22 protein-coding genes are annotated in these 23,186 nt (G+C 59.8%); 15 read left to right on the top strand and 7 right to left on the bottom strand.

All coding sequences use genetic code 11. From position 1 onward, the window contains the following. Nucleotides 1-4 precede the first annotated feature (4 nt). Entirely contained in the window at nt 5-973 is a 969-nt protein-coding gene (locus tag CKW32_RS27835) for a hypothetical protein (protein WP_032886629.1), read from the bottom strand. A gap of 195 nt (nt 974-1,168) precedes the next feature. Here CKW32_RS27835 and CKW32_RS27830 point away from each other — a divergent pair, with 195 nt between their 5' ends. Together CKW32_RS27830 and CKW32_RS27825 are read left to right on the top strand one after the other, a co-directional pair. After that, a complete protein-coding gene (locus tag CKW32_RS27830) occupies nt 1,169-2,665 on the top strand; it encodes a PAS domain S-box protein (protein WP_095186527.1) in 1,497 nt (498 codons plus the stop codon). A 103-nt stretch (nt 2,666-2,768) separates the two neighbouring features. Continuing rightward, a complete protein-coding gene (locus CKW32_RS27825) occupies nt 2,769-3,041 on the top strand; it encodes a DUF1652 domain-containing protein (protein ID WP_095186519.1) in 273 nt (90 codons plus the stop codon). On the opposite strand, the gene CKW32_RS27820 is transcribed toward CKW32_RS27825, so the two are convergent. Beyond that, nucleotides 3,004-4,197, bottom strand: a complete 1,194-nt coding sequence (locus CKW32_RS27820; protein WP_095186518.1) for an MFS transporter — start codon at nt 4,195-4,197, stop codon at nt 3,004-3,006. The genes CKW32_RS27825 and CKW32_RS27820 overlap by 38 nt on opposite strands. A 76-nt stretch (nt 4,198-4,273) precedes the next feature. Beyond that, nucleotides 4,274-4,582 (bottom strand): RcnB family protein, encoded by a 309-nt coding sequence (locus tag CKW32_RS27815; RefSeq protein ID WP_032886633.1) that lies wholly within the window; start codon nt 4,580-4,582, stop codon nt 4,274-4,276. Between the two features lie 166 nt (nt 4,583-4,748). On the opposite strand from CKW32_RS27815, the gene CKW32_RS27810 reads away from it, so the two are divergent. The 3 genes from CKW32_RS27810 to CKW32_RS27800 are packed head-to-tail and all read left to right on the top strand — an operon-like array spanning nt 4,749 to nt 7,784. After that, nucleotides 4,749-5,306, top strand: coding sequence for a helix-turn-helix domain-containing protein (locus CKW32_RS27810; RefSeq protein ID WP_032886635.1), 558 nt, complete (start codon nt 4,749-4,751; stop codon nt 5,304-5,306). A gap of 11 nt (nt 5,307-5,317) precedes the next feature. Further along, a complete protein-coding gene (locus tag CKW32_RS27805; protein WP_095186517.1) occupies nt 5,318-6,664 on the top strand; it encodes a glutamine synthetase family protein in 1,347 nt (448 codons plus the stop codon). 22 nt (nt 6,665-6,686) lie between these two features. Beyond that, complete coding sequence (locus tag CKW32_RS27800) at nt 6,687-7,784, top strand: DNA alkylation repair protein (RefSeq protein ID WP_095186516.1); 1,098 nt, start codon at nt 6,687-6,689, stop codon at nt 7,782-7,784. Between the two features lie 136 nt (nt 7,785-7,920). Here the strand turns inward: CKW32_RS27800 and CKW32_RS27795 are convergent, their stop codons facing one another. Continuing rightward, entirely contained in the window at nt 7,921-8,814 is an 894-nt protein-coding gene (locus CKW32_RS27795) for a LysR family transcriptional regulator (protein WP_095186515.1), read from the bottom strand. A 129-nt stretch (nt 8,815-8,943) separates the two neighbouring features. Here CKW32_RS27795 and CKW32_RS27790 point away from each other — a divergent pair, with 129 nt between their 5' ends. The 6 genes from CKW32_RS27790 to CKW32_RS27765 all read left to right on the top strand — a co-directional run bounded on the left by CKW32_RS27790 (nt 8,944) and on the right by CKW32_RS27765 (nt 16,718). After that, complete coding sequence (locus CKW32_RS27790) at nt 8,944-10,590, top strand: GMC family oxidoreductase (RefSeq protein ID WP_095186514.1); 1,647 nt, start codon at nt 8,944-8,946, stop codon at nt 10,588-10,590. 65 nt (nt 10,591-10,655) lie between these two features. After that, a complete protein-coding gene (locus tag CKW32_RS27785; protein WP_032886646.1) occupies nt 10,656-12,278 on the top strand; it encodes an MFS transporter in 1,623 nt (540 codons plus the stop codon). Nucleotides 12,279-12,504: 226 nt separating this feature from the next. After that, entirely contained in the window at nt 12,505-14,454 is a 1,950-nt protein-coding gene (locus tag CKW32_RS27780) for a DNA topoisomerase III (RefSeq protein ID WP_095186513.1), read from the top strand. Between the two features lie 130 nt (nt 14,455-14,584). Next, nucleotides 14,585-15,025: a CBS domain-containing protein gene (locus tag CKW32_RS27775; RefSeq protein WP_032886648.1), complete on the top strand. Its 441-nt coding sequence runs from the start codon at nt 14,585-14,587 to the stop codon at nt 15,023-15,025. A gap of 9 nt (nt 15,026-15,034) precedes the next feature. Continuing rightward, entirely contained in the window at nt 15,035-15,880 is an 846-nt protein-coding gene (locus tag CKW32_RS27770) for an NAD-dependent protein deacetylase (RefSeq protein WP_095186512.1), read from the top strand. A gap of 508 nt (nt 15,881-16,388) precedes the next feature. Beyond that, a complete protein-coding gene (locus tag CKW32_RS27765) occupies nt 16,389-16,718 on the top strand; it encodes a hypothetical protein (protein WP_032886651.1) in 330 nt (109 codons plus the stop codon). Nucleotides 16,719-16,779: 61 nt separating this feature from the next. Here the strand turns inward: CKW32_RS27765 and CKW32_RS27760 are convergent, their stop codons facing one another. Further along, nucleotides 16,780-17,685, bottom strand: coding sequence for a LysR family transcriptional regulator (locus CKW32_RS27760; protein ID WP_095186511.1), 906 nt, complete (start codon nt 17,683-17,685; stop codon nt 16,780-16,782). 132 nt (nt 17,686-17,817) lie between these two features. Here CKW32_RS27760 and CKW32_RS27755 point away from each other — a divergent pair, with 132 nt between their 5' ends. From CKW32_RS27755 to CKW32_RS27745, 3 genes are read left to right on the top strand one after another with little or no spacing between them, the layout of a single operon-like run. Further along, on the top strand, nt 17,818-18,516 hold the full coding sequence (locus tag CKW32_RS27755; protein WP_032886653.1) for a CoA transferase subunit A: 699 nt from the start codon (nt 17,818-17,820) through the stop codon (nt 18,514-18,516). A 36-nt stretch (nt 18,517-18,552) separates the two neighbouring features. After that, complete coding sequence (locus CKW32_RS27750) at nt 18,553-19,212, top strand: CoA transferase subunit B (protein ID WP_032886654.1); 660 nt, start codon at nt 18,553-18,555, stop codon at nt 19,210-19,212. Nucleotides 19,213-19,223: 11 nt separating this feature from the next. Next, nucleotides 19,224-20,405: an acetyl-CoA C-acetyltransferase gene (locus CKW32_RS27745; protein WP_095186510.1), complete on the top strand. Its 1,182-nt coding sequence runs from the start codon at nt 19,224-19,226 to the stop codon at nt 20,403-20,405. A 41-nt stretch (nt 20,406-20,446) separates the two neighbouring features. Here the strand turns inward: CKW32_RS27745 and CKW32_RS27740 are convergent, their stop codons facing one another. Next, complete coding sequence (locus CKW32_RS27740; RefSeq protein ID WP_032886656.1) at nt 20,447-20,869, bottom strand: PaaI family thioesterase; 423 nt, start codon at nt 20,867-20,869, stop codon at nt 20,447-20,449. A 155-nt stretch (nt 20,870-21,024) separates the two neighbouring features. Between CKW32_RS27740 and CKW32_RS27735 the strand changes: the two genes are divergently transcribed. Then, nucleotides 21,025-21,864 carry a DUF4349 domain-containing protein gene (locus CKW32_RS27735; RefSeq protein WP_095186509.1) on the top strand — a complete coding sequence of 280 codons (840 nt, stop codon included), beginning with the start codon at nt 21,025-21,027 and terminating at the stop codon, nt 21,862-21,864. Here the strand turns inward: CKW32_RS27735 and CKW32_RS27730 are convergent, their stop codons facing one another. Next, on the bottom strand, nt 21,865-22,950 hold the full coding sequence (locus CKW32_RS27730) for a DUF1615 domain-containing protein (protein WP_095186508.1): 1,086 nt from the start codon (nt 22,948-22,950) through the stop codon (nt 21,865-21,867). Nucleotides 22,951-23,186: the final 236 nt, after the last annotated feature.

Here is a 23,186-nt window from a genome sequence, read left to right as displayed (position 1 = left end):
AGCCTTAAGCCAACGGCACGCGACGGTTAGTCAATGCCATGCGCCCTACAAAGAAGCTCAACGCCGCACCCAGCAACAGCATCGCCAGCGTACTCCAGGCCGCGCGGGACAATTGCTTGGCCGCGACTTCACCTGCTTCACGGGCCTTCTGCTCAGCCTGCTGTTTCAGCTCGTCAACCTTCTGCATGGCTTGCTGATAAGCCTGGGCATAGTTGTCGACGATCTGTGTGGCTTCTTCCTTGCTCTTGCCGGTACGGGCAGCAACGATATTGACCAAGGCTTCTTTGTCAGCCGCGTTAAGCGCTGGCTCACCGGAGGCTTTGACGCGCTCAAACCACTGCTTCAGCGCATCGCCGGCCTGGGCAGGATCGGTCGCTGCGGTAGTCGCTGTCTGCTTGCCATCGGCGGCAGCCTGGTCGGTTTTCTGCTCGACATTGGCCGGGTCCAGCTCAGGCTTGCCGCTTTGCTTGAGCAAGGTGTCCAGTTCGCCTTGCAGGCTTTTCCAGTCCAGCTGGATGCCCTGCTCGTTCAGTTGCTGCTTGACGCTATCGCTGATGCCAGGCGCGGCGGCGGCAATCCCGCTACCGGCAGCAGACAAGCCTTTACCAACCACGTTACCGGCGGTGCCAACCACACTGGCGGCCAAGCCTGCCAACAGCCAGGTGGTAAGCAAGGTGGTGACGGTCCAGGTCAGCACGCCGTGCAGGCCGCCACGATCCGGGGCCGTGCGGCCGGCGACGAAGGCACCCACACCGATGGCAAGTAATGTGGAGACAAACAGCCAGATCCCGGCCCCCGTGCCGAAACCGCTCAGCGGGTTACCGGCTTGCATCGGGTTAACCGCACTGGCACCGATGGCAGTGCCCAACACACTGAGGACCAGGTAGGTCACCAGGGCAATTGCACTACCGGCGAGCACCGAGCTCCAGGACACACGAAACAACGAGCGATTGGTTTCATAGACAGTGGTCATACAGAGGTCCTTCACATGTTGTTGAGGCAAGGCGAAATGCCTTGATGGATGGAGTCTGGCGAAACGACATACGTTCAGTCATGGCCCAAATGCACCAGTGCGCCTGGTGCATTCGCACTCCCCCGTACTCAGTTTCTTTGCACTATCGTGAAGGCAGGATGTCGTACGTCCATGCGCCCCTACACCGGAGAAATCATGACCCAGGATGTACTTGCCAAAGAAACCAACCGCCGCCAACTGCAGCAGATTATCTCCGGGCTCTCCGATGGGATTATCCTCGCGGAAGTCGACCAGACCATCCTGTGGGCCAATGAAGCCGCGCTGACCATGCACGGTGTGGATGACGTGGAGGCACTGGGTGCGAACGCCCAGGCCTACGCCGAGCGTTTTACCCTGCGTTATCGCAATAACCATCCCGTACAGCCGGATAGTTACCCATTGGCCCGCGCGGCGGCAGGCGATGAATTCAGCGACGTGGTGGTGGAAGTCACGCCCATCGCCGAGCCGGACAAAACCTGGGTCCACCGCCTGCGCAGCCTTGTGATCACTGACTCCCACGGCGAGCCGGAGTTACTGGTGTTGATCCTCAGCGACGCCACCGAATGGGCCAGCGCCGAGCAGCGCTTCGAAAAAACCTTCAACGCCAACCCCGCGCCCGCGGTGATTTGCCGCTTGAGCGACCTGCGCTACATCAAGGTCAACCAGGGCTTTTTGGAGATGACCGGCCACAACCGCGACCAGGTCATCGGCAAGTCCGTGTATGAACTGGATGTACTGGAGCAGGCAGAGCGCAAAGACCTGGCCATCCAGCGCTTGGGCGAAGGCGCGACCATCCCGCAGATGCAGGCCGAACTGAAACTGCCCGAAGGCGGCAGCAAACTGGTGATCGTCGCCGGCCAGCCGCTGGACATGAACGAAGAAGACTGCATGCTGTTTTCGTTCACCGACCTTGAGCCTCGACGCAAGGCCGAAGTGGCCCTGCGCCAAAGTGAAGAACGTTTCGCCAAATCGTTCCGCCTCACGCCGGTGCCCACGTTGGTGTGTAACGCCGCTAACCGCCAGGTGGTGGACGTCAACGAAGCCTTTATGAACATCACTGGCTATATCAGCGAAGAACTGATCGGTAAGTCCATCGAAGACATCGACTTTATCGACAGCCCCCAGGCAGGCACACAGTTGTTCACCACCCTGGAAAAAGCCGGCAACCTGGATGGCCAGGACCTCAAGGTGCGCAAAAAGGGCAACGAAGTGATCGACTGCGTGGTTTCCGCCGACACCGTGATCATCCAAGACGTGCCCTGCTACCTGCTGGTGCTGATGAACATCACCGAACGCAAGCGCTCGGAACTGGAGTTGGTGGCGGCCATCGAGGAAGTGATGCAGGACGCCTCTTGGTTCAGCCAGACCCTGATCGAAAAGCTGGCTAACGCCAAGAGCGTCAACAGCCCCAACCTGCCTAATGTCAACTTCACCGACCTCACCGCCCGCGAGCGCGATGTGCTGGGCTTGATCTGTGAAGGACTGGCCGACAAAGAGATCGCCTCACGCCTGAAACTGGCGCCCAACACCGTGCGCAACCACGTGGCCACGGTGTACTCGAAATTGGGGGTGCACAGCCGCAGCGCGGCCATCGTTTGGGCCCGCGAACGCGGGCTGTTCGCGAGTGAACTGCGTCTGAAAAACAAGCCCTGACAGTGCAAATGCACTAGTGCAGCTAGTGCGAATTCAACTTATGGCGGGGCGGCGTAAGCAATAACCTTCAAGGCATCTAACTGGATGCCCTGAAGGAACACGCATGTTTACCCTCGCCCAACTGCGAAATTGCATCGAAGAAGGCCTGTCGCCACTGACCTGCGAGTTCACCCTGTGCCGGGATGCGTCCTTGACCCTCAAGGTCTACGACGCCGATACCGGCCGGGTTGATCTGGTGGTAACCGGGATCAGCACCAACCGGCTGCAGACCCCGATAGAAGTGGAAAAAATGGTGGAAGAACTGCGCTACGAACTGCAGAGCAACACCATGGGCAAGCTCACGCTGAATGACTTCCCTTCAACGACGAACCAATGAAATAGAACACACCGCCGGCCACGATAAACATCCCCAGCATGTAGAACATCATGTGGGCCGGCAGGTTGGCCAGTACCAGCCCACACAACACCGGCCCCAGGGCTGCGCCGAGGTTGGACAGGTTCTGCGCGCCGTAGTACATGCCCCTAAAATGGTCCGGGGCAATCCGGTCGATAAACATGTATTCGGCCGGGAACACGATAATCTCCCCCACCGTGAACACCGCCATTGCCAGCACCCACCACAGCACGCTGGTGGACAGCGCAAAGCCGATCACCCCCAACATGAACATGCTCAAGCCGAAGATGAGCCACTGGCTCAAATAACGGTGTGATATCCGCCGGCCGATCACATATTGCAAAGCGATCACCATCACCGCGTTGGTGGTGAGCACGGCGCTGATCACGGTGTAAGTGTGTTGCGCTGTGGTGGTGATCACCAGGTACTGCGACAGGTAGGCCGTGAACTGGCCGAACACGACTGCACTGAGCACACCGCCCATCGTGAAGCACACCAGCCGACGGTCCTGCAGCAATACACGGCCAACGGCAAGAAACGACACCGACTTTTGCGCCACGTCCACTGTGGTTAACGTGCGATCGCCCCAGCGCCAATACAGCAGGAAAAACCCCGCCCCCAGCAGGGCCGATAACATAAACGGCAGACTGATATCCATCTTCGCCACCATCGCACCGAAAAACGGCCCGACCGCGTAGCCAATGTTGGTAAGGGTGTACTTGATGGAAAACACTTCGCTGCGCGCGTCTTCCGGCAGCAGACTCGCAAAGCCGGCCTTCACCGCAATATCGATGACCGCGTACGCAAGGTTGATCAGGATCAGGCAGCTATAAAACGTCCAGATGTTCTGCGCCAGCAGCGTGCCAATAAACCCCAGCACAAACAGCACGCTCATCCAGAGCAATAACCGATAGCTGTTGATGCGGTCGACCAGAAAACCGCCATACACGCTGAGCAGCGAGCCGACGATCAACGAGCTGCCGATCACCAGGCCAACTTGCGTGATGTCGAGGGTGAAATGATGGGTGAGGTAGATCACCAAGTAGGGAAACGTAATCGCCTTGGCCAGCGTCAGCAGCAACGTGGCGCTCAGCAACAGGTTAACGGTGCGGGGGTAGTTTCTTATTGTGGCAAGCATCCTGCTCTCATTCTTTGAAGGTAACGCGACCATTGCGGTCGGCTACCTTAACGCAAGAACAAGGCAAAAAGGAGGGTCACTTCTTGACGGGTGTGATCTCCAGAATGGTGCCGTTGGTGGTCTTGAGCAGTACGTATTTATCGCCCACCCGCGCCCACTGGCTTTCGTCCTCGGGCTGCTTGAGACCGCGCTTTTTCCAGTCGCTCACGGCCGACTCCTTGCGCATCAGAATATCCGGCGCGCGATCGCCTTCTTTCAGATCACGGGTGTTGATGTTGGAAGGTTGCACAGTTTCCTGAGGCGTATCACCGGCCTGTACCACAAAGCTGGCGGTGGACAGGCTGGCGGCGACCAACAGGCAGGCAGCTAGGGTTTTAGACTTCATGGGTGCTCCTTCAATTAATGACACGTACCCAGGTTCGGACCGCGAGGGTTCGCAATCATTCAGCAAAGAACGCGGCTTAAAGACATCTACCGACGACTTCACCGCCCCCATTGCCTCCATGAAATAAAACCTGTAATTTTTCATGAAATTTCTCGATATAAATTTCATGAACCAGCAAGAAGAACTCGACGCCCTGGCGATCCTGATCCACGACCTGCGCAAGCACAAGAAGCTGACCCTCGCCCAACTCGCGCAAAAGATCGAGCGTTCGGTAGGCTTTCTGTCACAGGTGGAACGCGGCCTGTCACGTCCGACCGTGGCGGACCTCACTGCCATCAGCCACGCCCTCGACGTGCCCACCACGTATTTCTACAGCCAGCCCAAACCCAAGGCCATTGACTGGATCACGCGCCCCAACGAGCGGCGCACGGTGTATTACGCCAATGGCATCACCGACATCCTGGTCTCCCCCAGCATGAACGGTGCGTTTTCGATGCTCGACAGCCTGCTTGCTCCCGGTGCCAACAGTGGTGAGCAGACCATGAGCGACCGCGCCGAGCAGGCCGGTTTTGTGCTGGAGGGTGAATTAACACTGTGGGTCGAAGGCGAGGCCGATTCGGTCACCCTCGGCCCTGGCGACAGCTTCCACCTCGCCAGCTTTGCCCATTGCCGCTACGCCAACTTGACTGACCTGCCCGCCCGCGTGTTGTGGGTTTACAACTAGGAGCTGCACCCGTGAAAAGCCATGCCGCCACGTTACTGGCCGAAGTACGGACCTTTCGCCAGAACCACCCCGACGTGCGCTACGTCGATTTGATCGCTCTGGACATCCCCGGGCATTTCTACGGCAAGCGTTATCCCATAGAAATGCTGGAAAAGGTCGCCTCCGGCAGCCCGCTGAAGTTGCCACAGAACGCGGTGCTGCTGGGTGCCCAGGGCGGGTTGTTCAAGATCGGCGATTACTGCTTCAACGACGGCGACCCAGACGCCAACCGCCGCCTGGTGCCGGGCACGCTCAAGCCGGTGAACTGGGAATCGCAGCCTTTGGGCCAGATGTTGATCACCTCGGACGGTACCGACGCGCCGATCGAGTTCGAACCTCGCGAAGTCTTGGCCAAGGTGTTGGAACGCCTGCACCACAAAGGTATTCACCCGGTGGTGGCCTTCGAGCTGGAGTTCTATCTATTCGACAAGAAACTCGACAACGGCCTGCCGCAATTTGCCCGTGACCCACTGAGCGATGACGCCGACGACCAGCCCAACCTGCATATCGAACGGCTGTCACGCTTCAACGATGTACTCGACGATATGGCCCAGACCGCCAAGGACCAGGGCATCGACATCACGGTGATCACTGCCGAACTCGGCCCCGGCCAGTTCGAGATCAACTTCGGCCACCTCGACGACGGCCTGCGCGCCGCCGACTGGGCCGCCCTGTTCTGTCGCAGCACCCGGGGCGTGGCGCTCAAACACGGCTACCGCGCCAGTTTCATGGCCAAGCCCTACCTGCAATTTCCCGGCAGCGGCATGCACGTGCATGTCAGCCTCTACGACGGCGCGGGCAACAACCTGCTGGCGGCGCATCAGCAACAACCGCTGCGCCATGCGGTGGCCGGCTGCCTGAAATTACTGCCCCACTGCATGCCGATCTTCTCGCCCAACCACAACGCTTTCCGCCGCCTGGGCGGCACGGTCAACGCTGCCACCCGCGCCTGCTGGGGGTTTGAGGACCGCGACGCGTGCGTGCGCATCCCTGAGTCTGACCCACGCAACCTGCGCATCGAACATCGCCTGGCCAGCGCCGACGCCAACCCGTATTTGGTGCTGGCGGCGATCCTCGTCGGTTTGGAACATGGCCTGGAAGCCAAACAGGAGCCCATCGCGCCACTGAACGAGGACCGCGCCAGCGGCACCGACTTCCCAGTGGAAATGCTTGATGCCGTGCGCGCCATGCAGCATCAGCCAGTATTGCGCGATAAGCTGGGCGCCGAATTTGTCGACGTGTACTGCGAGAACAAACGCCAGGATCACCTGGCCTTCCAGCAAGAGATCCACGCGCGGGAATACCGCTGGTTTCTCTGACTCAACCGCCATGGAATCACCGATGACCGACCAAAGCGCCCCGGCCCTCAAGGAAATCTTCAACGTCGAACGCCTGCAACACATCGCCACTGAAATGACGGCGGTGTATCCCGCGTTCGACGCCAAAGGTTTCCTCAAACACGCCACCGCCGGGCTGGACGAGTTGTCGGTGATGCAGCGCATGGCACGGGTCAGCGAAAGCCTGCACACGGTGATCCCCCTGGATTACCCCAAAAGCCTCAAGCTGCTTTACGCCCTGGCGCCACGCCTGAACAGTGGATTTGTCAGCCTGTTTCTACCGCACTACGTGGCAAGTTACGGCCTGGCTGACTTCGAGCGCTCCATGGCGGCGCTCAAGTACTTCACCACCTTTGGCTCGGCCGAGTTCGCGATAAGACACTTCTTGCTGCACGACTTCGAACGCTCCCTGGCAGTGATGCAGGCGTGGTCCCTGGATGACAACGACCACGTACGCCGCCTGGCCAGCGAAGGCTCGCGGCCCCGTTTGCCATGGTCGTTTCGCCTGACCGAAGTGCAGGCCAACCCCGCGTTATGCGCCTCGATCCTCGACAACCTAAAGGCCGATCCGAGCCTTTATGTGCGCAAGTCCGTGGCCAATCACCTCAACGACATCACCAAGGACCATCCGGAATGGGTGCTCAACCTGATCGAAGGCTGGAACCTGGATAACCCGCACACTGCCTGGATTGCACGTCATGCGCTGCGCAGCCTGATCAAACAGGGCAACACCCGTGCGCTGACCATCATGGGCGCCGGCGCCAGGGCCGAGGTGACGCTCCATAACTTGAGCGTGACGCCGGCGGTGATCAATCTGGGCGAGCGGATTAACCTGTCGTTCAGCCTGGAATCCACCGCGGCCAGTGCGCAAAAACTGGTGGTGGATTACGCCATCGACTATGTAAAAAGCGCCGGGCATAGCGCGAGCAAGGTGTTCAAGCTCAAGGCGTTTACGCTGGGCGCGGGAGAACGACACAGCCTGCGCCGCGAGCAACATATTCGTGAACTGACTACACGCAAGCACTATCCCGGTCGGCATAGGGTGCATGTCATGGTGAATGGAGAAAGGCTCGGCAGCGCTGAATTCGAATTGCGCGATTAACCCGATGTTTAGCCAACACCGCCGATCAATGTGGGAAGGGGCTTGCCCCCGATAGCGGTGTATCAGCCAGCCCATCTGGCGACCGGGCCACCGCTACCGAGAGCAAGCCCACTCCCACAGTTTTGCTTCGGTTTCTTCAGGTCGACTCGCCGAGCAACAGTCGCTGCTCCCGCGCGCACAACTCCACCACGTAATCCCACAACACCCGCAGCCGCACCGACTTGTGCAGCTCCCTGCGCGAGCTGATCCAGTAGCTGCGCTGGATCCCCTCCCCCGGCAGCAACGCCACCAGCTCCGGATCGCCGGCAGCCATGAAGCACGGCAACACCGCAATGCCCAATCCGGAGCGCGCAGCCTGGTGTTGTGCGATCACGCTGGTGCTGTGAAACACCACTTTGGGGTTACGGCAGAAGCTGCTGAGGAATTTCAGCTCCTGGCTGAACAACAGGTCGTCGACATAATCGATCCAGGAATGGGCAGCGAGGTCTTCGCGTTTTTCGATGGCAGGGTTGCGGTCCAGGTAAGCGCGGCTGGCGTAAAGGGCCAGGCGGTAATCGGTGAGTTTGCGGGTGACCAGTTGGTCGACGCTGGGGCGTTCTAGGTGGATGCTGATTTCCGCTTCGCGATTGAGGATGCTGACAAAGCGCGGCACCGCCACCAGTTCCACTTCCAATCCCGGATAACGTTCAAACAGCCCGCCCATGCGACTGGCGAGAAACATCACGCCCAGGCCTTCAGCCACGCCGAGGCGGATCTTGCCCAGCGGCGCGGCGGAATGCGTGAGTTCGTCTTCGGCCAGCAGCGCAACGTTTTCCATGGCTTCAGCGTGTTTGAGCAGGGCCTCGCCGGAAGGCGTCAGTTCGTAGCCCTGGGCGTGCTGCACGAACAGCGCGGTGCCGAGGCTTTTTTCGATGGCCTCGATATGCCTGGCCACGGTGGCGTGGGTGGTTTTCAGGCGCTGCGCGGCAGTAAGCAGACGACCACTGCGTTGGAGTTCAAGAAAGAACCGTAGGTCATTCCAGTCGAACATATCGCCTCCATTCAATCAGCCAGGGCAACGCTGTTTAAAAACGCACAGCAGCTGGGTAAAAACTAACATTTTTAAGACGAAAACTAACAACTAGGATGGAACCAATAAGAAAAACAAGCGAGGCCTCAGATGCCCATTGCAGCTGCACAATACGATTACGTGGTAGTAGGTGCCGGCCCCGCAGGCTGCCTGCTGGCCAATCGACTGTCCGCCAACCCTGCCCACCGCGTGCTCCTGCTCGAAGCCGGTGGCCGCGACAATTACCCCTGGATCCACATCCCCGTCGGCTACCTCTTCTGCATCGGCAACCCACGCACCGACTGGTGCTTCAAGACCGAAGCCCAGGAAGGCCTGCAAGGCCGTGCCCTGAGTTACCCGCGCGGCAAGGTGCTGGGCGGCTGCTCGTCCATCAACGGCATGATCTACATGCGCGGCCAGGCCCAGGATTACGACGGCTGGGCGGCGCAAGGTAACCCGGGCTGGGCCTGGAAAGATGTGCTGCCACTGTTCAAGCAGAGCGAAAACCACTTTACCGGTGGCTCGGAATTCCACAGCGACGGCGGTGAATGGCGGGTCGAGCAGCAGCGCCTGTCGTGGCCGATCCTGGATGCATTTCGTGAGGCGGCGGCGCAAAGCGGCATCGCCGCTATCAATGACTTCAACCAGGGCGATAACGAAGGCTGCGGTTACTTCCAGGTCAACCAGAAAGCCGGCGTGCGCTGGAACGCGGCCAAGGCGTTTCTCAAGCCTATCCGCCAACGTCCCAACCTCACCGTGCTGACAGAAGTCGAAGTCGACCGTGTGGTCCTGGAAAACGGTCGCGCCTCGGCGGTGGTCGGGCGTCAAAACGGTCAGCAGATGAGTTGGAAAGCGTGCAAGGAGATCGTGCTGTGCGCCGGTTCCGTGGGCTCGCCAGGCATTCTGCAACGTTCAGGCATCGGCCCATCCAGCGTACTCAAGCCTCTGGGCATTGATGTGCTGCATGAACTGCCTGGCGTTGGCGGCAACTTGCAGGATCACCTGCAACTGCGGCTGATCTACAAGCTGGAAAAAGCCCGCACCCTGAACCAGATCGCCGGCACCGTGTGGGGCAAAATGGGCATGGGACTGCGCTACCTGTACGACCGCAGCGGCCCGCTGTCGATGGCGCCCAGTCAGCTCGGCGCGTTTGCCCGCTCCGGCCCGGAACAAACCTCGGCCAACCTCGAATACCACGTGCAGCCGCTATCCCTGGAGCGCTTCGGCGAGCCGCTGCACGCATTCCCGGCATTCACCGCCTCGGTGTGTGATCTGCGTCCGCAAAGCCGTGGCCGTATTGATATCCGCTCGGCAAACCCGGCGGATGCGCCGCTGATACAACCCAACTACCTCAGCCATCCGCAAGACTTGCGCGTGGCCGCCGACGCGATTCGCCTGACCCGACGCATCGTCGCTGCCCCCGCCCTGAGCCAGTTCAAGCCGGTGGAGTATCTGCCCGGTGACTCGCTGCAAACCGAAGAGGAACTGCACGAAGCCGCCGCCCGTATCGGCACCACGATTTTCCACCCGGTGGGCACTTGCCGCATGGGCAGCGACAAAGACGCCGTGGTCGATGCGCAACTGCGGGTGCATGGCGTGCCCGGCCTGCGCATCGCCGATGCCTCGATCATGCCGCGCATTACGTCCGGCAATACCTGTTCACCGACGCTGATGATCGCGGAAAAGGCCGCGCAGCTGATCCTTTCGCCGAACACAAGGAGTCTCGCCCCGGAGAAAGAACTGGTTCATGCAATCTGAATAGCGGCGCCAAACCTGGCGCCGACAGTGGAACAACAATAAATAATCACTGTGAGGGCTACCCGATGTCAGAACACGCTCAAACCCTGGGCTCGACGAGAGACGCGAGCGCCAGCAACGACTCCAAGAAGGTCATCTTCGCCTCGTCCCTTGGGACGGTGTTCGAGTGGTATGACTTTTTCCTCTACGGCGCGCTGGCGGCCGTGATCAGCAAGCAGTTCTTTGCCGGGGTCAACGACACCACGGCATTTATCTTTGCCTTGATGGCCTTTGCAGCAGGCTTTGTGGTGCGCCCGTTCGGCGCGCTGGTGTTCGGCCGTCTGGGCGATATGATTGGGCGCAAGTACACGTTCCTGGTGACTATCATCCTGATGGGTGTCGCCACCTTCTGCGTCGGTTTGCTGCCGACCTACGCCAGCATCGGCATTGCGGCGCCGATCATTCTCATCGTGCTGCGCATGCTGCAAGGCCTGGCGTTGGGCGGTGAATACGGCGGCGCGGCGACCTATGTGGCCGAGCATGCACCCGCCGGCAAACGTGGCTTCCATACCAGTTGGATTCAGTCCACCGCTACCCTCGGCCTGCTGCTGTCGCTGCTGGTGGTGCTGGCCTGCCGCTACTTCACCGGCGACCAGTTCGAAGTGTGGGGCTGGCGCATCCCGTTTCTGTTTTCCATCGTACTGCTGGGCATTTCCACATGGATCCGCATGAGCCTGCACGAGTCGCCGGCCTTCCTGAAGATGAAAGAGGAAGGCAAGGCCAGCAAGGCGCCGATCCGCGAGTCCTTCGGCAAATGGGAAAACCTCAAGGTCGTGCTGATTGCGCTGTTCAGCATTAACGGCGGGCAAGCGGTGACCTTCTACGCGGCGCAGTTTTACGTGCTGTTCTTCCTCACCCAATTCCTGAAGATGGACCCTGCATTGGCCAACATGCTGCTGATCATCAGCGTGGTGATCGGCGCGCCGTTCTTTATCTTCTTTGGCTGGCTGTCGGACAAAGTCGGGCGCAAGCCGGTGCTGATGCTCGGCCTGCTGCTGGCTACCTTGCTGTACTTCCCGATCTTCAAGAGCCTGGCGCACTACACCAACCCAGCGATGGACCAGGCCAGTACCCAGGCCCCGATCACCGTACTGGCCGACCCAGCCACCTGTACCTTCCAATTCGACCCCGTGGGCAAGGCAAAATTTGACAGCCCGTGCGACAAGGTCAAGACCTTCCTGGTCAAGCAAGGCCTGCCCTACAGCAGCGCCGCCGCCCCCGCCGGCAGCCCGGTGCAGGTGAGCGTGGGCGACGTGCGTATCGACGGTTTTGACGAAAAAGCCCTGCGTGGCGCCGTGACCCTGGCCGGTTACCCGACTTCGGCGGATGTGGCTCAGGTCAACAAAGTCATGGTGGTGGTACTGATCGTTGCGCTGATCCTGATCGCGGCCATGTGCTACGGCCCGCTGGCGGCCCTGATGGTGGAACTGTTCCCGACGCGTATCCGCTACACCTCGATGTCACTGCCATACCACATCGGTAACGGCTGGTTTGGCGGGTTCCTGCCGACCGTGTCGTTTGCGCTGGTGGTGTACACAGGGGATATTTTCTACGGCTTGTGGTACCCGGTGGTGATTACCGGGGTGAGCCTGATTGTCGGGCTGTTCTTCCTTAAAGAAACGCGGCATGTGGATATCGATAACAACTGATCTACAGAACGGCGACGGTCCCCTGTGGGAGGGGACTTGCTCCCGATAGCAGTGGTTCCGTCACCGTTGCAGTGACTGATAGACCACAATCGGGAGCAACCCCCCTCGCACACTGGCTTCGCAGTGCTCACATAATTTGCTGTATATCCATCCAGATAAAGGTTGATCAAATCCCTTCTTTTGCCCATTCTGCTCCCCATTCATCTGTGTAACGAATGGGCTGACCATGCGGCTGTACCTCTGTGAAAAACCCTCCCAGGCCAAGGACATCGCGGCCGTGCTCGGCGCCAGTCGCCGGGGCGACGGCTGCTGGCTGGGCAATGGGGTCACCGTCACCTGGTGCATCGGCCATCTGCTGGAAACCGCTCCGCCTGATGCCTATGACGCCAAGTACAAGCGCTGGGTACTGGCCGACCTGCCCATCGTCCCGGAAAAATGGAAGATGCTGGTCAAGCCCAAGACCGCCAGCCAGTTCAAGGCGGTCAAGCGCCTGCTGGGGGAAGCGCAGGAGTTGGTGATTGCCACCGACGCCGACCGCGAGGGCGAGATGATCGCCCGGGAGCTGGTGGAACACTGTCGTTATCGCGGGCCGATCCAGCGTTTGTGGCTGTCGGCACTGGATGACGCCTCCATTCGCAAAGCCCTGGCGGCGCTCAAGCCGGGTGCAGAGACCTTCAGCCTGTATCACTCGGCCCTGGGCCGCTCCCGCGCCGACTGGCTGATCGGTATGAACATGAGTCGCCTGTTTACGCTCCTTGGGCGTCAGTCCGGTTATCAAGGTGTGCTGCCGGTGGGTCGGGTGCAAACCCCGACTTTGCGTCTGGTGGTGGACCGCGATCGCAGCATCGCCGATTTCGTCCCCGTGGCTTATTGGGCCATCGATGTGGACCTGCGCCACGAACGCATGACCTTCACCGCCCAATGGCGGGCTGCCGAAGATGCCTGCGACGACCAAGGCCGCTGTCTGAACCCGCAACTTGCGCGAGAAGCCGCCGATGCCATGACCCGCGCCTCCAGCGCACGCCTGGTAAAACTGCGAACCGAACGCATGCGCGAAGTGGCGCCCCTGCCCTTCGACCTGGGCACCTTGCAGGAGATCTGCTCCAAGAAGCTCGGCCTCGGCGCCCAGGAAACCCTGGACATCGCCCAATCCCTCTACGAAACCCACAAAGTCATCACCTACCCGCGCAGTGACTGCGGCTACCTGCCGGTGAGCCAACACAGCGACGCACCAAAGATTCTCGCCGCACTGGGCCGTGCCGATACGGCAGTCAACGAGCTGATGCCCCATATCGACCCCCAACGCCGCTCACGGGCCTGGAACGACGCCAAGGTCAGCGCTCACCACGGCATCATCCCCACGGGCGCTGGCAAGGACGTCGGGCAACTCACCGGTAAACATCGCGCGGTGTACACGCTGATTCGTGCGCGCTACCTGGCGCAGTTCCTGCCCAACCATGAATACGATCGCACCCAGGCGGATTTCGACTGCGCAGGTTTCGCATTGCGCGCGGTCGGCAAAGTCGTGATAGAGCCAGGCTGGAAGCGCGCCCTGCCCGAAGCGTTGGCGCCGACCAAAGGCCGTGAGACACCTGCGCCACAGGCCTTACCGACGCTGACGCAGGGCCAGGACTACGCAGTGGACAAGGTCAACCTCAAGGATTTGTGGACTCAGCCGCCCAAACCCTTTACCGAAGGCGACCTGATCAAGGCAATGAAAAACGTCGCCAAACTGGTGGAAGACCCGCTCCTCAAGCAAAAACTCAAGGACACCACTGGTATCGGCACTGAAGCGACCCGCGCCGGGATTATCCAGGGTTTGCTTGATCGAGGTTACCTGGTGAAGAACGGCAAGGCGCTGTCGGCTACCCCGGCGGCGTTCAGCCTGATCGACGCAGTGCCCCGCGCCATCGCCGACCCCGGCACCACCGCAATCTGGGAACAAGCGCTGGACATGGTGCAAAGCGGCGAAATGAGCCTGGAAGAGTTCGTCGCCAAGCAGGCGGCCTGGATGAGCAAACAAGTGGCGCGATGCAATGGTATGCGCATGACCATCACTGGTCCGGCGAGCCCCGCAGGTCGAGACACAGCCCCGTGGAAAAAGAAACGCAAGAGCGCCCCCCGCAAGACCGCTACCGGACCAAAGCGCGCCAAAAAGCCGACAACTGCGGGGTAAACCGCAAAAAAATCCGGCGAATGACGTTTTTCGACGGGTTTAACGCCGCTTTGGACCTTGCTCCCGCGCAGGCCGTCTAGGATTCTTTAGGGCACCTTGACTACCTGATAACAACACCGGAGTGGCCGCCATGAAAACTGTCGCAGAAGTACTCAAAGCCAAGGATCTTAAAAACCAGGACGTCCACACCATCCAATGGGACCACACCGTGTTTGAAGCGCTGGTGCGGATGTCGGAGAAAAACGTCGGGGCCTTGCCGGTCGTCAAGGAAGGCGTGGTGGTGGGGATCATCAGCGAGCGCGATTACGCACGTAAGCTCATTCTCAAAGGTCTATCGTCGGTAACGACGCGGGTCGATGAAGTTATGAGTTCGCCGGTGATATGCGTCGACCCTCACAAAAAGGTCGATGAGTGCATGAATATCATGACCGACAGTCACCTTCGCCACCTGCCTGTGGTCGAAGAAGGTCAGCTGTTGGGCCTGCTGTCCATCGGCGATCTGGTGAAGGAAGCCATTGCTGACCAGGCAGACCTGATTAAACAGCTGGAGCAGTACATCCGCGGCGAATAGGGAGACCCCATGCTCGACAGCCAGGAACACCAGGAAGACCACCTCGACATCCTGCACCGGGCCATGGCCGAACGGCGCTTTCTGGTGCTGACCGGTGCAGGGATCAGTACGTCATCGGGAATTCCCGATTACCGCGACAGCGAGGGCGTGCGCCGAGGCAAGGCACCGATGATGTACCAGGAATTCCTGGCCACGCCACAGGCTCGTCGCCGTTACTGGGCACGCGCGATGTTGGGGTGGCCAAGGGTACGCATTGCCACGCCGAACAAGGCGCACATGGCGCTGGCGACGCTGCAGCAACGCCAGCGCATCAGCGGGCTGATCACGCAAAACGTCGATACGCTGCATGACCAAGCCGGTAGCCACGACGTGATCGAACTGCATGGCAGCCTGCACAGGGTGCTATGCCTGGACTGTCAGCAGCGCAGTGATCGCAACGTCATCCAACGGTTGATGGAAGCCGAGAATCCCTATCTGGCGGGCGTTGATGCCGTTCAAGCGCCCGATGGCGATACCCTCCTCGACCCTGCGTTTGAAGAGCGCTTCCAAGTTCCCCGATGCCCCTATTGCCACGGTCAACGACTGAAGCCGGACGTAGTGTTTTTCGGTGAAAACGTCGCCACGGCAACGGCCGCCGCAGCGATGGCTGCGGTGGAACATGCCGAGGGGTTGCTGGTAGTGGGATCGTCGCTGATGGCCTATTCGGCATTTCGTCTGTGCAAGGCAATGGTCGAGCAAGGCAAACCGGTGATCGCCATCAACCTGGGCAAGACCCGTGGGGATGAGTTGTTGCAGATGAAGGTCCAAGCATCGTGCGAGGTATTACTGCCCTTGCTGGCAGAACGGCTTATCTGACGTGTGGAACGCTCACCCTGGATGCTCGCCAAGCCTTCGAAGATCGAACCAAACCTCCAAAAAGTGACGCCCAAGTCACGTTATCCCGCATTTCCCCGTCCCTACAATGATTTATGTAGTGAGTAAAAATAATCACTACATAACCGTTGACGTAACCTTTTTGTCCTTGCATTATCGAGACGTCTCCCGGATCGGGAGCGTTGGTAACAAGCGTTTTGAAAGAGCTCGTCTGACCGCCGAGCTGTTTTTTCCGGATGTGCACTGCCCACAAGGCAGATTGATGAAGCTGACCCACCCCGGAGGGATGGGTACAAGGAGCTCAAACGCTGCTTGTCTTCGTTATGAAACCATTGCGTAGCAGTTCATCAGCAAGACTACATGCATCAGGTTCAAGACCCTGCCCGTACTCGGCAGACCGTCACTGACGCCCGGTTTTCAGAACCGGAGACAACTAAGCAGTTTTAACGGAATTAACTGATAGATCGCCAACTGGTCAAGGGGCTTACACATGAATCTGAACAACCAACCAACTATCGATGAATTGGCTGAGATGTTCGCAGCGCAGAAAGACACACTCGACGACCATATCTTGTGGATTGGCAAATCGGGCGAAGTGCAACTTGACTGCCTGGAGCCCAATACCGAAGAAGCCGAGTTTGACCGCAATAACCGTGAACTGGCAGCGCGCCTGAAGGTGTACCGCCGTGGCCAGGGTTATGTCGGCAAGAAGGCCGCGGCTGATCGCAACTTTATCGAACAGGTCTTTCATACACTCAATACCGAATGGCAGAACCTTAAAGGCCAATCGCAGGTAAAAGTGATTGATAGATACTGCTGATCACTCAGCATTAAATATTAAAGCCCGCTCGTTAGTTCGAGCGGGCTTTTTAATTACTGCCTTATAACAACGCCGGAAACCGCCCCTTCCCCGCTTCATCCCGAAAAATATCAAACAACACTTGCGCCGCCGCCGACAGCTCATGCCCAGGCTTGGTCAGCACACCAATCGGCCGCTCAATCACCGGGCTGTTTAAGGTGATGCAATGAGCGCCAGCCTCTTCCATCTGCTGGGCACACAACGCAGGCACGGCGCTGACGCCGAGGCCATTGGCAACCATCTTGCCAACCGTTGCCAGTTGATGGCTTTCCAGCGCCACGGGCAGTTTCATCTGCAAGGCGCCCAAGTGCTCTTCCAGCATCACTCGTACCGTGGACGGTCGCTGCAACGTGATGAACGGCTGCTCCAGCAACGTCGCCCAATCGATCTCGGCACATTGCGCCAAAGGCGAATCACCCGGCACCACGGCAATAAAGCGATCCAAGTACAACGGTGTAAATGCCAAAGACGAGCCTTCCGACGGCTCAAATGCGACGCCCAGCTCCACCTGACGGTCGCGAACCATCTCCAGCACTTGCTCATTGATCAAGTCATGCACTGTCACATTCACTTGGGGGTAACGTGCACGGAATATCTTCAGGATCGGCGGCAGCAAATTGCCTGCAAACGATGGCATCGCCGCCACCGTGACCCGACCGCGTTGCAGCGTGAACCGTTGGCGCAGCTCATCGTCGGCATTGTCCCAATCCGCAATCAGCCGGCGCGCCAGGGGCAACAGGGATTCACCTTCCGGGGTCAGTGCAACGTTGCGGGTGTTACGGCTGAACAAACGGCCACCCAATCCTTCTTCCAGGCCCTTGATCGTCAGGCTCAGCGCCGATTGAGAGAGATGCAAGCGCTCGCAAGCGGCGGCAAAACTCAGGCTCTGGGCCACGGCGAGAAACGCCCGCATCTGCTTAACGGTCATGACGCTGCTCCGAGGGGGAATGAACTATGCTGTTTTTTAAATCAATCAACCTTAAAAAACAACTTAACAAATCAATCCGTCAGCGCAACACTCGGTTCACTGGCTGGACCACACACAATAAAAGAGGTGCATATGGCAGGTTTCGATAAACGCGTAGCGTCCTATGAAGAAGCGCTGGCAGGCCTGGAAGACGGCATGACCGTACTCTCCGGCGGTTTTGGCCTGTGCGGCATTCCAGAAAACCTCATCAACGAGATCAAGCGCAAAGGCACCCGCGACCTGACCGTCGTTTCCAACAACTGCGGTGTCGACGGTTTCGGCTTGGGCGTGCTGCTGGAAGAAAAACAGATCAGCAAAGTGATCGCCTCCTACGTGGGTGAAAACGCTCTGTTCGAGAAACAACTGCTCAGCGGCGAAATTGAAGTGGTCCTCACCCCCCAGGGCACCCTCGCAGAGAAAATGCGCGCAGGCGGTGCCGGTATCCCGGCCTTCTTCACCGCCACCGGTGTTGGCACCCCCGTCGCCGAGGGCAAGGAAACCCGCGAATTCAATGGTCGTCCGTACCTGATGGAAGAATCCATCACCGGCGACTTCGCCATCGTCAAAGGCTGGAAAGCCGACCACTTCGGCAACGTCATCTATCGCCACACCGCCCAGAACTTCAACCCGCTGGCCGCCACTGCCGGCAAGATCACCGTGGTCGAAGTCGAGGAAATCGTCGAACCGGGCGAGCTGGACCCGGCGCAGATCCACACCCCTGGCATCTACGTCGACCGGATCATCTGCGGCACGTTCGAGAAGCGCATCGAACAGCGCACCGTGCGCAAATAATCCGCCTCCAGCCCTAAGAATAAGAGGAACACAACCATGGCTCTGACCCGCGAACAAATGGCTCAACGCGTCGCCCGCGAAATGCAGGACGGTTTCTACGTGAACCTCGGCATCGGCATTCCGACCCTGGTGGCCAACTACATTCCCGAAGGCATGGAAGTCATGCTGCAATCGGAAAACGGCCTGCTGGGCATGGGGCCGTTTCCTACCGAAGAAACCATCGATGCCGACATGATCAACGCCGGCAAGCAAACCGTGACCGCGCGTATCGGCGCATCGATTTTCTCCTCTGCCGAGTCTTTCGCGATGATTCGCGGCGGCCATGTCGACCTCACCGTGCTTGGCGCGTTTGAAGTCGACGTACACGGCAACATCGCCTCGTGGATGATCCCTGGCAAATTGGTCAAAGGCATGGGCGGCGCCATGGACCTGGTGGCAGGCGCGGAAAACATCATCGTGATCATGACTCACGCGTCCAAGGACGGCGAATCCAAGTTGCTCAGCCAGTGCAGCCTGCCGCTGACCGGCGCCAACTGCATCAAGCGTGTCCTGACCGACCTGGCGTACCTGGAAATCGAAAATGGCGCTTTTGTCCTCAAGGAACGCGCACCAGGCGTCAGCGTTGAAGAGATTGTGAGCAAGACCGCCGGTAAACTGATCGTCCCGGACCACGTTCCAGAAATGCACTTCCAGTGAGGACAGATTCCATGCAAGACGTCGTGATTGTTGCTGCCACCCGCACCGCCGTGGGCAGCTTTCAAGGTTCCCTGGCCAGCATCCCGGCGCCGGAACTGGGCGCCGCCGTGATCCGTCGCCTGCTGGAGCAGACCGGCCTGGACCCGGCTCAAGTGGATGAAGTGATCCTTGGCCAGGTACTTACCGCAGGCTCAGGCCAGAACCCGGCGCGCCAGGCGTCGATCCTCGCCGGCCTGCCCCACGCCGTGCCCGCCCTGACCCTGAACAAGGTCTGCGGCTCAGGCCTCAAGGCTCTTCACCTCGGCGCCCAAGCCATCCGTTGCGGCGACGCGGACGTGATCATCGCCGGCGGCATGGAGAACATGAGCCTTGCCCCGTACGTATTGCCCGCGGCACGTACCGGTTTGCGCATGGGCCACGCCAAAATGGTCGACAGCATGATCACCGACGGCCTGTGGGATGCGTTCAACGACTACCACATGGGCATCACCGCCGAAAACCTGGTGGACAAGTACAACATCAGCCGTGAAGCCCAGGACGCGTTCGCTGCCGCATCGCAGCAAAAAGCCAGCGCGGCCATCGAAGCCGGGCGCTTTGCGGACGAAATCACACCGATCCTGATCCCCCAGCGCAAGGGCGACCCCGTGTCCTTCGCCGTGGATGAACAGCCGCGCGCCGGCACCACCGCCGAATCCCTGGCCAAGCTCAAACCAGCGTTCAAGAAAGACGGCAGTGTCACGGCCGGCAACGCCTCAAGCCTCAATGACGGCGCCGCAGCGGTGCTGCTGATGAGTGCCGACAAAGCCAAGGCCCTCGGCCTGCCGGTATTGGCGCGAATTGCCAGCTACGCCAACGCCGGCGTCGACCCGGCGATCATGGGCATCGGCCCGGTCTCGGCCACCCGTCGATGCCTGGATAAAGCTGGCTGGAAACTGAGTGACCTGGACCTGATCGAAGCCAATGAAGCCTTCGCCGCTCAAGCGTTGGCGGTGGGCAAAGAGCTGGAATGGGACGCCGAAAAGGTCAACGTCAACGGCGGCGCCATTGCCATCGGACACCCCATCGGCGCTTCAGGCTGCCGCGTGCTGGTGACCCTGCTGCATGAAATGATCAAGCGCGACGCCAAGAAAGGCCTCGCAACGCTGTGCATCGGTGGCGGCCAAGGCGTAGCCCTCGCCCTCGAACGCGGCTGATAATGCAGGAGGGGGCTTGCCCCCCCTCCCACATCAGATCTTCATTGGGTGTCAGACTGAGGCACCGCAAACACCGCATTCGCCCGCGCCACAACCTTCTCCCCCACCTGCAAACTCACCGTCCCAAACGCCATCTGCCGCCCACGCTTGTGATGCTCCAAGCGCACGGTAATCCACTCGCCCACCTGCACCGCCCCCAGGTAATCCACGGTCATGCTCGCAGTAATCAGCGGCAACGGCGGCTCACTGGAAAACGCCATCGCGTAGCCCATGCCGATATCCGCCAGGGTTGCCAAGACCCCGCCATGCACCGTGCCGCGCCCATTGGCGTGGCGATTGTCGGCGCGCAGGCCGACTTCCAGTTGCAATCCCTCCCCCCGGCAATACGCAGGGCCAAGCAGGTCGAGCAATGGGCTGCTACGAGGCAGAGGGGCAAAACCTTCAGGCACGGCGCGAGCAATCATGGCAGTTCTTCCTTGGCGTCAGGTTCGACATGTACGCCACGCTCCAAACGGTAGCCATCACCATCAACTGCGCAAATCTTGCGCGATGCTTTGCGTTAATCCGCCAGACCCGCTTTAATCGCCGCCAATTTCCCCGCACACCTCAAGGAACTGCAATGCGCCATCCGGACGGCAACCTTAAATCGCTTCGCGTGCCACTGTTGATCTTGCTGACCGGCCTGGCCCTGGCCGGCTGCTCGCCCAAGGATAACTCTCGCGCCACGGTGATCAACGGTGAACAAGGCAAAGCCGGTGCCCAATTGGCCTATGAGCATGAATTGACCCTGGCCCTGCCCGGCGCCCTGCTCGCGCCGAGGATGCAGGCCACCCGTGAGGCGTGTGAAACAGCGAGGTTTGGCGCGTGCAATATCCTGGGTATCACCGAAGACGGTAGCGGTGGCGAGATCATCTTGCGCATCGCACCAACGGGTGTGGAACCGATAGTCGCCATGGCGGCTGAAGGCGGCACACTTGGCCAGCGCATCACCACCGCCGAAGACCTGGCCGACGCAGTTGCCGATGTAAACCGCCGCCAAGCCCGCCTGCAGGCCCAGCAACAACGTCTCGACGAACTGGCCAAGCGCAAGGACATCACCGTTAGCGACCTGATCGCCTTGAGCAAGGAACAGGCCGGCATTGAAAACGACCTGCAGGAACTTGCCCAGATTGCCGCCGGCCAGCAACGTCGTCTCGACACCAACCGCGTCACCTTGAACTTCCGCTCATCCGATGGCGCTAACCAAGCTTCACGCTTCAGCCGGATGTTCAGCAACCTGGGGACTAATCTGGTAGAGGGCACCGCAGATGCCTTGGAACGCGCCAGCTATGTGCTGCCGTTCGTGATCCTGGCGTTCCCGGTGGTGTGGTTGTGGGTTTGGCTGTGGCGTAAGTTTGTCGTGAGGGGCAGGCGTCCTGTGGCCAGTGAGCGTCCTCTGGCCCCCTCGCCACAAAGGTGATCAGCGCTTCATACAGCGCTGAAACCGCTCATCCACCCGCTTGGCAAACCATGCCGTGGTCAGGTTGCGAGTGATCTTTGGACTCTTGAGCACGATGCCCGGCAGGATCGCCCGAGGCATCGGTTTACCAGCAGCCTTGTCAGCCAACGCAAATACACGCTTGTAAAGGGTGGTGTCCTCGAAATCCAACTGCTCGCCCTGCTCCAGTTGGCTGCGGATGCTGGGGTTACGCATGTCCAGCTTGGCGCCCAGGGAGCGCACCGCCAGTTCGGTGGTGCCCGGCAGCAGTGATCCATAGCGGATCAAGTCCCCATCCAGCGCCAACTCAGCCCCTGAAGCACGGCTGACCGCTGCCTGGAACGCCGCATTGCGGCTCGCATACCAGCCCGCGTTGAAGTCGGCAAAACGATACAGCGGCTGGTCGTAATTCACCGGATAACCGAGCAAGTGGGCGATGCCAAAGTACATGCCGCCACGCCGAGTGAAGACCTCCCGACGAATCGTGCCGTCCACCGTGTAGGGATAACCCCGCGCCTGTTTCTGCGCAAAATCGATGCTGACCTGCATGGGGCCAGCGGTGTGCACAGGGTTGAAGCCACCAAACAACGTATTGCCCAAGGGCACCATGCTGATGAAGTCGTCGAAGATGGCGCTGAGGTCTTTCTCCGTACGTGCCGCACTCAACCGGTCGGCGTAGGACTTTCCGGTGGGCGACTTCAATTGCAGCGCGCTGCGCACCACGAAGGCCGGCACATGCACTTTGCCGGCGCGGCGCAGGATTTCGTCCTGGGCGATCTTGCCCATATTGGGTACGGGTGGGTCCACCTGATAAGTGGACTCCTGCTCAGTCACCGCCAGCACAGCGCAAATATTCTCGGTGCTGGGGTAGATCTTTTGGGTGTCGAAAGCGGTGTAGATGTCTTGGGCCCAACCATTGCGATCCGCCACCTTGGCTGGAAGCAGACGTACGATCTGCGCCTTCACCTCGGCCTCGCTGCGCTCCGGTTGCTGCGGACCGCGTGAAGTGGAGCAACCGGCCAGCACCAGCAAGGGGATGAGGCACAGGATCAGGCGGCGTGGGGACATGGGGCTTCCTTGAGGACGATGGGCCAAGCGTTGCGGATATTGACCGGTAAGTCCAACGCGGGTTCGCGTCCCTGCCTGCTGTATGACCGAAGGGGGGGGAAACGCCGCGGAAACTTCCCACGCAAGCGCCGGATAAGCGCTACTCCCCGCTGCGGAAAACGCCTGCAAAGTCCCTCGCCTGAATACACAGTGCGAGGGATTGCAGATGGTTTTTTTCGTTAAGGCCCCAACTGATG

The organism is Pseudomonas sp. Irchel 3H9, assembly GCF_900187495.1.
GTDB lineage: Bacteria > Pseudomonadota > Gammaproteobacteria > Pseudomonadales > Pseudomonadaceae > Aquipseudomonas > Aquipseudomonas sivasensis.
The sequence above is the reverse complement of the archived record's forward strand: the minus strand, read 5'-3'. Positions and strand labels throughout refer to the sequence as shown.

What these genes read in the sequence shown, in the direction of transcription:
- CKW32_RS27835 (WP_032886629.1), bottom strand. Translation starts at nt 973, where the DNA reads ATGACCACTGTCTATGAAACCAATCGCTCGTTGTTTCGTGTGTCCTGG.
- CKW32_RS27830 (WP_095186527.1), top strand. Translation starts at nt 1,169, where the DNA reads ATGACCCAGGATGTACTTGCCAAAGAAACCAACCGCCGCCAACTGCAG.
- CKW32_RS27825 (WP_095186519.1), top strand. Translation starts at nt 2,769, where the DNA reads ATGTTTACCCTCGCCCAACTGCGAAATTGCATCGAAGAAGGCCTGTCG.
- CKW32_RS27820 (WP_095186518.1), bottom strand. Translation starts at nt 4,197, where the DNA reads ATGCTTGCCACAATAAGAAACTACCCCCGCACCGTTAACCTGTTGCTG.
- CKW32_RS27815 (WP_032886633.1), bottom strand. Translation starts at nt 4,582, where the DNA reads ATGAAGTCTAAAACCCTAGCTGCCTGCCTGTTGGTCGCCGCCAGCCTG.
- CKW32_RS27810 (WP_032886635.1), top strand. Translation starts at nt 4,749, where the DNA reads ATGAACCAGCAAGAAGAACTCGACGCCCTGGCGATCCTGATCCACGAC.
- CKW32_RS27800 (WP_095186516.1), top strand. Translation starts at nt 6,687, where the DNA reads ATGACCGACCAAAGCGCCCCGGCCCTCAAGGAAATCTTCAACGTCGAA.
- CKW32_RS27795 (WP_095186515.1), bottom strand. Translation starts at nt 8,814, where the DNA reads ATGTTCGACTGGAATGACCTACGGTTCTTTCTTGAACTCCAACGCAGT.
- CKW32_RS27790 (WP_095186514.1), top strand. Translation starts at nt 8,944, where the DNA reads ATGCCCATTGCAGCTGCACAATACGATTACGTGGTAGTAGGTGCCGGC.
- CKW32_RS27785 (WP_032886646.1), top strand. Translation starts at nt 10,656, where the DNA reads ATGTCAGAACACGCTCAAACCCTGGGCTCGACGAGAGACGCGAGCGCC.
- CKW32_RS27780 (WP_095186513.1), top strand. Translation starts at nt 12,505, where the DNA reads ATGCGGCTGTACCTCTGTGAAAAACCCTCCCAGGCCAAGGACATCGCG.
- CKW32_RS27775 (WP_032886648.1), top strand. Translation starts at nt 14,585, where the DNA reads ATGAAAACTGTCGCAGAAGTACTCAAAGCCAAGGATCTTAAAAACCAG.
- CKW32_RS27770 (WP_095186512.1), top strand. Translation starts at nt 15,035, where the DNA reads ATGCTCGACAGCCAGGAACACCAGGAAGACCACCTCGACATCCTGCAC.
- CKW32_RS27765 (WP_032886651.1), top strand. Translation starts at nt 16,389, where the DNA reads ATGAATCTGAACAACCAACCAACTATCGATGAATTGGCTGAGATGTTC.
- CKW32_RS27760 (WP_095186511.1), bottom strand. Translation starts at nt 17,685, where the DNA reads ATGACCGTTAAGCAGATGCGGGCGTTTCTCGCCGTGGCCCAGAGCCTG.
- CKW32_RS27755 (WP_032886653.1), top strand. Translation starts at nt 17,818, where the DNA reads ATGGCAGGTTTCGATAAACGCGTAGCGTCCTATGAAGAAGCGCTGGCA.
- CKW32_RS27750 (WP_032886654.1), top strand. Translation starts at nt 18,553, where the DNA reads ATGGCTCTGACCCGCGAACAAATGGCTCAACGCGTCGCCCGCGAAATG.
- CKW32_RS27745 (WP_095186510.1), top strand. Translation starts at nt 19,224, where the DNA reads ATGCAAGACGTCGTGATTGTTGCTGCCACCCGCACCGCCGTGGGCAGC.
- CKW32_RS27740 (WP_032886656.1), bottom strand. Translation starts at nt 20,869, where the DNA reads ATGATTGCTCGCGCCGTGCCTGAAGGTTTTGCCCCTCTGCCTCGTAGC.
- CKW32_RS27735 (WP_095186509.1), top strand. Translation starts at nt 21,025, where the DNA reads ATGCGCCATCCGGACGGCAACCTTAAATCGCTTCGCGTGCCACTGTTG.
- CKW32_RS27730 (WP_095186508.1), bottom strand. Translation starts at nt 22,950, where the DNA reads ATGTCCCCACGCCGCCTGATCCTGTGCCTCATCCCCTTGCTGGTGCTG.